Here is a 7,853-nt window from a genome sequence, read left to right on the forward strand (position 1 = left end):
TCTAGCCGTTCCAGAAACGTCGCCTTGCCATATTCGGGGGTGGCTCCCATATAAATGGTGTGTTGTCGGTCTCCAAACGCGTCATACAGACTGATGGTGCCGACCATGGCTTCTCTCCATCCGGTGTCGCACAACAGCATACAGGTGCCATCTAAGCCAATGGCAACACTGGCAATTTCAGCGTCTAGTTGAGGGGGCACATAGTCCCAACTTTCTTCTTTCACCTCAATGATCGTGGCCACCGCTTCACTGAGACGCTGGATGTAGGACACGGCGACCGGGCGTTGATGATTCTCAGCCAAGTCTCGCTGCACGTCTCGGGCGGAACCATACGCCAGTTTCGAGGACACTTGTTTCGCAAACAGAGGCGTGGAGGTGATGATGATGCGAGACGCTCGCTCTAGCGGACAATCCGTTTTCCCGCCTCCAGAGCGCTGATAGACATGGCGTTCAATCACGACTTCTCCGTAGGGCGTTTGATACGCTTTGGGCTGCTTGCCTGGCTATGTTGCCATTACCACTGAGGTTGAATGGTTCCGTTCATTTGGAACTGGGGCTTCGCCCTATTGGGTTAAGGGAAAACGCTTATGTGATTGGGCGATCGAATGGTTGCGGCTGAGAGGACAAGAGCAGACAGTCCAAATTAAGCAAGATCCTCGCCCCAGACTAGAAGCACTGTTTCATCCCTTGCTGCTACCGAGTGAATGGAATGATGCTCAACTGCTGGCACTATCTAGCAAATTGGATGAGTACCCGGAGAATCCGATCGCTCACTTTTTAGCAGAAGTGACCAATCATGACTTGCAGCTATGGCTTGGCAAACCTTCGATTCCACATCTGGCAACTTGGTTGGCAATCCAAGTGTCAGCAACCTATCAGATTTTTGAGCAAGTTTGGCAACGACAGGTTCTAGCGAACCCACTGACGAAGTATTACCAGACCCCAGACAAACGATCGCTCCTGTGTCGCTGGTTAGGAATTGCCCAACCTGTCACCGAACTCGAACCTTATCCTCTGCCCATCCCCCATTGGCTAACCGACGAGTTTGACCAATTTTGGGAACAAGCACTTTATCGCAGCGATGCCAGCATCCTCGACAACCTCATTCTGGCAACCCAACCTGGACGTGAACGGATCACGGCTCAGGCGTTCAAAGTTCTGACAAACCGCCCCGGTTTAATTACAAAAGCGAGAGAAACAAAGCTCTCTGCCTACTTGACCCATCAACAGAAAGTGGAGTTGAGCGATCGCCACCCTTCCGCTCAACCCGAACCTCTGCCGCTACATGCCAGTCCGCAACAGGCGCTCACCTGGGTAACCGAAAGCTATTTGCCCTTTCGCCGCTGGGAAGTAGTGATAAGCGAGGTTAGTTCTAATCAACGGATCAGCGATCACCTTGCGGATAGTTTCGTCGAATGGCTGCTCAAACACTACCCTGACCTAAAGGAGGACTCTGTTAAGGATTCCTACCTGAATTACAGTGTTGCTTCTCTAGTTTGCCACCTCTGTCAGGAAAGCCCGGTTCTTTGGGTGGTCGTAGATGGCTTGGGCTGGTTAGATCACCAGGAATTACTTGGCTACTTGATCAGTCAGCGACAGCTAACGATTGAACGTTCCCTACCGCGTTTTAGTATTCTGCCAACCGTCACAAAATATGCCAAATGGAGTCTCTATAGTCAGCTTCTACCAAGGCATAGCTCTTGGGTTGATGATATGAACAAAGCCTTTTCAACCATCGGTATGGGAGAACGATACTCTGACAGCCGCAAAGCAGAACTGCTGCGAGATTTACGGACCGGAAAGCACCGTCTCTACTGTTGGGATAATACTCAATTTGATAAACTCTTTCACAATGCCAGAGACTGGAAACACCTCTACAAGGTTGAACGCCAAGCGAGTTTGAAAACAATCGCGGCAGAAATTCAGTCTTGCGTGAGTGAGTTTCCCAATCCTGAGCAACTACAAGTAGTGGTTGCAACAGATCATGGACAACTGATGGGTGAATTAGCCCAGATTATTCACTGTCCAGACGGCTTAAAAGTAGAAGGGAGAGTCGCGATCGGCAAAACGGATGATCCACGATTTGTGGTGCTAGAACGGGGTCGCTATGGGCTACCCAACGATTTCAGTCTTGTCAGAAGTTCTGCTAGCTTCGGTTCTTACAGCTACACGACCGATAAAGCCATTATTGGCTCTCACGGTGGGTTATTTCCGGAGGAGGTAGTAGTAGGTGTCTTCGTGCTGCGAAAATTTGTCACGCGCCAATCAGTGCTAATTCATTGTCAGGGTGGTGGAGAAGCTGGGAAGCCAGGAATGTTGGAAGTCACGATCGACAACCCTAATTCAGTTGAACTGGTAAATCTTTGCTTACGAATCAAAGAATTAACGACCTTTAAGGCTGGGCTACCATTGGAGCAATCTATTCCAGCCAACCAAAGAGTCTCCTTCAATCTTGCCATTCCCGGCTGTCCCGAACTGCCACCCGACTATCCAAGCGATCGCCTTTTCCTATCAGGTGAACTCACATTTTGCTTTGCCCAGACGGAGACGGGAACCGCCTCTCTAGAGGCTGACTCAGCCATTACCATTCAACAAATCTTTAGTAGTGGGGGGGTAAACATTGATGAATTCCTCTAAAGCAATCGACTACGACAACACTCTAGTACGGGATGTCTTCAGTACCCTCAGCATTGACAAGACCCGCTTACCCTCTAGTGGCTTAACGGCGATCGGGATTCCCAGCTTTGTTGCCGAATGGTTATTGGATAAAATTGTGCCCGGTACAGGGGCACTCACCAGCGCAGAACTTGAAAAGGTAAATAACTTTGTCAAAAAAGCGTTTCCGCGCAAGGACGATCGCAACGAAATCATTTTCGATCTGACTCAAGGAGCAGTTCACAAACTCATTGCCCTGATGCAAGTTAGAGTCAGGCTCGACCAAGCATCTGGGGTAATCCCCGATCCCTTTGCACGGATTCCGGTGATCAATCTCAACGACTGCTCCATACCCACTGACCTGATTGAATGTAACAAAATGCTGCTGCGTCAGGGAGTTTGGGGCAAAATTAGTATCTCTATGCGATCGGATGGCAAAGTTGAGGTGATGGATTTCGATCCCTTTCAATGCTCTAAAGTCGATCTGCAAGCCTACGCTGACTGTCGATCGAAGTTTACAACCGACGCATGGCGCGATTTACTCTTTTGCTCAATGGGCTTTAACCCCCAACATCAAAACTACAGCCAGTCAGCCGAAACCTGGATTCTCGCCCGTCTGTTACCGTTGGTTGAGTCCAATTACCATGTGATGGAATTGGCACCCAAAGGCACTGGCAAAAGCTTTGTGTTTGAGAATATCAGCAGTAAAGTCGCGCTCGTAAGTGGCGGCAAAGTCACGCCTGCCCAGCTTTTTATTAATGGTCGTACGAAAGAAGTCGGCTTACTAGGACGACATGATGTAGTGGTTTTAGATGAAGTGCAAAGCCTTACATTTGAAAATCCCGACGAGGTGATTGGTCCGCTGAAAAGTTACCCTGCCAGTGGTCGCTATAATCGGGCGGGGTTTCAAGATATTGCTAGCGATTGTTCCTTAGTGATGCTGGCAAATATTGAGCTAAATGAGCAATTACAGCCTCGTAATCCAGACAATCTGGTTGCCAATCTACCCCCATTTTTTGCCGAAACCGCATTCCTTGATCGCTTCGCAGGCATTATTCCCGGTTGGAAGATCCCCAAGTTTCAACGACAAATGGCAGCGTCTCAAGTTGGCTTAAAAATGGATTTCTTTGGAGAGGCACTACTCTCTCTGCGTCAAGATAATCGTTTTCTATCCTATGCTCAACAGCATACTCAATTCGATCAAAGCGCAACTGTTCGCGATCAAAATTCTATCTTGAAATCAGCCGCAGGATTTCTTAAAATCCTTTACCCTCATCTAGAATTAACCTTGATGGACTATCAACGCGATTGCCTGGAACCTGCTAGAAAGTTGCGTCAATCTATTCGCAATTCTCTCTATCATCTGGATGATGAGTTTAGACAATTCGATCGAGAAATTTATACAGAAATAGCCTGACTAGTCTAGATCTAAACCAACTTTTCAAACTGCTGAAGTTTAACCTTATTGGAACTGAATCCTTATGAAGACGATCGCGTTTTATCACAATAAAGGAGGGGTTGGCAAAACGACTGCCTCGATTAATCTAGCTGCTGCTCTTAGGCAGATGAACTACAGAGTACTTCTGATCGATTTAGATGCTCAGGCAAATGCCACCTTTGCAACCGGGCTGGTCAAGTTTCAATTTGATGAAGAAGACGATATTAAAGCTCGTAATATCTCTCATTTATTAGAAAGTTCCGAGTTCCACTTCATTCCAGAAATCGTTAGACAATCTCAGTACTTTAACGATCCAGAGCTTGACATTATTCCTGCCCACGTTGACCTGATTGAGAAGCAGGATAAGCTGACCAAATATACGGCGACTCGAATCAGGCTAAACAATAAATTAAAACTGGTTGACGATCGCTATGATTTTGTCATCATTGATGCGCCACCATCCCGCGATGTCTATGCTCAGGTTGCCCTCATAACTGCCGACTATCTGATTATTCCTTCAGATTTAAAGCCTTTTGCGAATCAAGGCTTACCGACTGTCCAGCAATTTGTTAAGGAAGAGATCAATGAAACTCGCCAAAGTATGGGTAAGAATAACTTGAAAGTTTTAGGAATTCTACCTTCTAAAGTTTCGACGAATTCAAAATATCTTGATTATGTTCTTCCACGTCAAAAAAATGCGGTGATTGAACAATATGGTATTCCTATCCTAGATTCTATGGTTTTTGAACGGGTCGCTTTGTCTAATTGCCTGAATAAAACTTTGCAGGTCGGAGATATGCTCTATCCAGATCCCAAGTCAATCTTTAAGTTTGACTCCAACTCTGACTCTGCCAAAGAATTTATTAAGCTTGCAAATGAAGTATTAAAAAAAGTGGAGGTTAGCTGATGGTCGACTTTTTCCTGGTTGAAACGAGATCAATTTCCTCTTCTCAGTCTGCATCCAACTTTGATCAATCCGAAGTTGATAAATTAGCCAAACTAATTCTTGACACTAACGGTTTATTACGTCCTCTAGTTCTTAGAGAAGTAGTCAAATTTGAGGAGTACGAAGTTGTGAGTGGACATCTTGAATATTATGCTGCGGTTAGAGCTAAAGAGAAAAATGCCTTGAAAGCAGAAATGGTCAGTGCCTTGGTGATTAAGCCTGAAGAAGAAAAAGCGGCAATTCAACAGGCACAGTTGTTAGAACAACTTTCTAGTTCAACCAAAGCAACCCCAACTACCAGTATCACCCCATTAGATGATCTGTCCTCTAGCTTGGAGGATCTTTTTAATCGCGAATTGAGAGCCATGACTCAAAAGTTAGAAACGAACCTTCAGCGCATTTCTGACCAGATTCCCAAGCAAACAAAACCGATCGATGCTTTTAACCAACTTAGTGACGTTGAACTGACGCGCAGGTTAACGTCAGTCGGTATTAAAGGGAAAAATCTAGATAAGATTGTTGAGCAGATTGTGAAAAAACGTCCGTTTAACTCTCTCTCGGAGGTAGTCAAGCAAACCGACCGCTTAAGCGAGAAAAAGATGGTTGAGATTGTGGATAGTTGGGCTAATCTTCTCTTTACATGAATACTCCCATTTACCTCGACTATCACGCTACGACTCCCACCGATCGCCGAGTTGCCGATTGTGTTTACCAATACATGATCGAAGAATTCGGTAATGCCAGCAGCACCGATCATGAGTATGGCGATCGCGCCGAAGCTGCCGTGAAACAAGCTGCTAGACACGTTGCTGATCTAGTCGGAGCCTTACCGAGAGAAATTATCTGGACATCAGGCGCAACCGAAAGCATTAACCTGGCGATTCAAGGCAGTCTCTCTAGTCCAGAAAAACCATACCGCATCGCCCTGCTACCGATCGAACACAAAGCCGTTCTCGACACCTGCCACGCTCTTGAAAAGCGAGGTTGGGCGGAATTAATTTATCTCCGAATAGATTCTAAAGGCAGACTTGACCTTGATTATTTGGAGCAGGTCTGCATGGAGGGTCTGTCTCTTCTCTGCGTGATGGCTGCAAATAATGAGATTGGCAATATTTACCCAATACAAGCGATCGCTCAAATCGCCCAACGCTACGACATTCCCTTTCTCTGTGATGGCTCTCAGGCAGTTGGCAAGATTCCAATTCAGTTCCAGGAGTGGGGCATTACCTACCTAGCGATCTCTGCTCACAAACTCTATGGACCTAAAGGGGTTGGAGCCTTAGTCGTTCGCAAAGGCTATCATCTCGAACCATTACTGTTTGGTGGCGGGCATCAGAAGGGAACGCGAGCGGGCACGCTCAACGTTCCGGGAATCGTGGGATTGGGGGAAGCCTGTCGGTTGCGATCGCTGGAGATGGAAGAGGATGAGCAGGCGATCGCTTCTAAACGGGATAAGCTCCAGTCTCTCCTGTTAGCAAAAATTTCTGGTTTAGTAGTGAATGGCGACACTACCTACCAGTTAGCTGGCAATCTTCATATCTCTGTTCCTGGAGTTCCCAACAGCGCTGTTATTGCAAGAATTCGCCACCGACTTGCGATCTCAACAGGTTCAGCTTGTTCATCTGGTGTTGAGTCACCTTCTCATGTTCTTCAGTCACTTCGCTTACCAGAGGATGTCGTAGATGGAGCACTCCGAATTGGCATAGGAAAGTTTACTACGGAAGAAGAAATAAATGACGCTGCAACAATTCTTTCTGAAGCTATTACCCAGGTTCAGCAGGTTCTCTGTGCTACGTCTTAGATTTCGTTGATTATTGGTTCTATAAACGTCGAATTATTTAGGCGCTGCTGGATCGAAGTATGAATGCCTGATTTATCCTCACCCTAGCCCTCTCTCAAAAGAAGGGGGGATAAGAGTTCTATCTCCCTTCTCCTTGAGGAGAAGGGTTGGGGATGAGGGCAATTCATCTTTGTATTTAGCAACGCCGTTTTACCTACTGTATTTTTTCTATTGCTATTTTAGGACTAGTGTACTATTTAGGGCAAATATAGCTTGATCCAGAAAAACGATCGTGCCATTGCCTAAACATTGCACTTTACCCTAGCGACCCTCGGAGCTACCCATGAGCCTGATCACGATTTCGTGTCGTCTTGTTGCCAGTGAAGATACTCGCCGTCAATACTGGTTCCTTACGGCGGAAAAGTACACACCGCTAATTAACAATACTTCGGACAGTTTTAGGCGGCGATAGTGCCGTAATCGCAAAGGGTTGAGTAGTTGGGATGGGATTTAATCAAGCTTGGCTCCAAGTCTAAGGTGGCAATAAATCGTTCAAGTAGGTGTTGATTGAGGGCACGACGCTTAACGCTTGCCATTGAGAATACAAATGGGTCTTGACCGGTGTGCTGGGGATGCGCGTCGAACTTCGCTAGATTGAGGGCGGTAAAACTGGCATTGAAATGAAAGTCCAACTTCAAGAGGTCACGGGCTTGACAATCACTCAGACCCGTAAACTGCTTGGCATCGCGGAAGAGAAATTCAATCCCGAAGCGCAATTTATAGAACTGAATAATCTGCTTGGGGGCTTGCTCAACATCGGTACTGAACAGCAGGCAGGTGCGGACTCGGTTCGGAACGCGACGGTCAACTAGGTAGGCGACTCGAATCTCCCGCTTCAAGGAGACGTGCCACAATCGGGCAGTGTAGAGGTCAACCTGGGGTTGCACGGTTTCCACAAAGGTGAAGTGACTGAGGTCTGTCAGGTCAACTTTGCCGTCGTACTTGCGCGGTCTGCCTCGTTGCTTCTGCACCCC

Annotated in this window: 6 protein-coding genes and 2 pseudogenes; 5 read left to right on the top strand and 3 right to left on the bottom strand. The window is 46.9% G+C overall.

Annotated features, from left to right (window positions below):
- Together A8707_RS30755 and A8707_RS30760 are read right to left on the bottom strand one after the other, a co-directional pair.
- A pseudogene (locus A8707_RS30755) lies at positions 1–161 on the bottom strand (ISKra4 family transposase); the annotation flags it as partial.
- 101 nt (positions 162–262) lie between these two features.
- A pseudogene (locus A8707_RS30760) lies at positions 263–500 on the bottom strand (ISKra4 family transposase); the annotation flags it as partial.
- On the opposite strand from A8707_RS30760, the gene A8707_RS24995 reads away from it, so the two are divergent.
- From A8707_RS24995 to A8707_RS25015, 5 genes are all read left to right on the top strand, one after another.
- Positions 496–2,637, top strand: a complete 2,142-nt coding sequence (locus tag A8707_RS24995; RefSeq protein WP_231948464.1) for an alkaline phosphatase family protein — start codon at positions 496–498, stop codon at positions 2,635–2,637. The pseudogene A8707_RS30760 and the gene A8707_RS24995 sit on opposite strands and share 5 nt — an antisense overlap.
- On the top strand, positions 2,624–4,072 hold the full coding sequence (gene brxL / locus A8707_RS25000) for a BREX system Lon protease-like protein BrxL (protein WP_068820034.1): 1,449 nt from the start codon (positions 2,624–2,626) through the stop codon (positions 4,070–4,072). Before A8707_RS24995 ends, brxL begins: the two co-directional genes overlap by 14 nt.
- A 64-nt stretch (positions 4,073–4,136) precedes the next feature.
- Positions 4,137–5,000, top strand: a complete 864-nt coding sequence (locus tag A8707_RS25005) for a ParA family protein (protein ID WP_068820035.1) — start codon at positions 4,137–4,139, stop codon at positions 4,998–5,000.
- A complete protein-coding gene (locus A8707_RS25010) occupies positions 5,000–5,683 on the top strand; it encodes a ParB N-terminal domain-containing protein (protein WP_068820036.1) in 684 nt (227 codons plus the stop codon). The genes A8707_RS25005 and A8707_RS25010 overlap by 1 nt, the downstream gene beginning before the upstream one ends.
- Positions 5,680–6,840 carry a cysteine desulfurase family protein gene (locus A8707_RS25015; protein ID WP_068820037.1) on the top strand — a complete coding sequence of 387 codons (1,161 nt, stop codon included), beginning with the start codon at positions 5,680–5,682 and terminating at the stop codon, positions 6,838–6,840. The genes A8707_RS25010 and A8707_RS25015 overlap by 4 nt, the downstream gene beginning before the upstream one ends.
- 437 nt (positions 6,841–7,277) lie before the next feature.
- Here A8707_RS25015 and A8707_RS25020 read toward each other — a convergent pair.
- Positions 7,278–7,853, bottom strand: a 576-nt coding sequence (locus A8707_RS25020) for a transposase (protein ID WP_156518507.1), incomplete at its 5' end; no start/stop codon positions are given.

The organism is Phormidesmis priestleyi BC1401, from assembly GCF_001650195.1.
Lineage (GTDB): Bacteria > Cyanobacteriota > Cyanobacteriia > Leptolyngbyales > Leptolyngbyaceae > Phormidesmis_A > Phormidesmis_A priestleyi_B.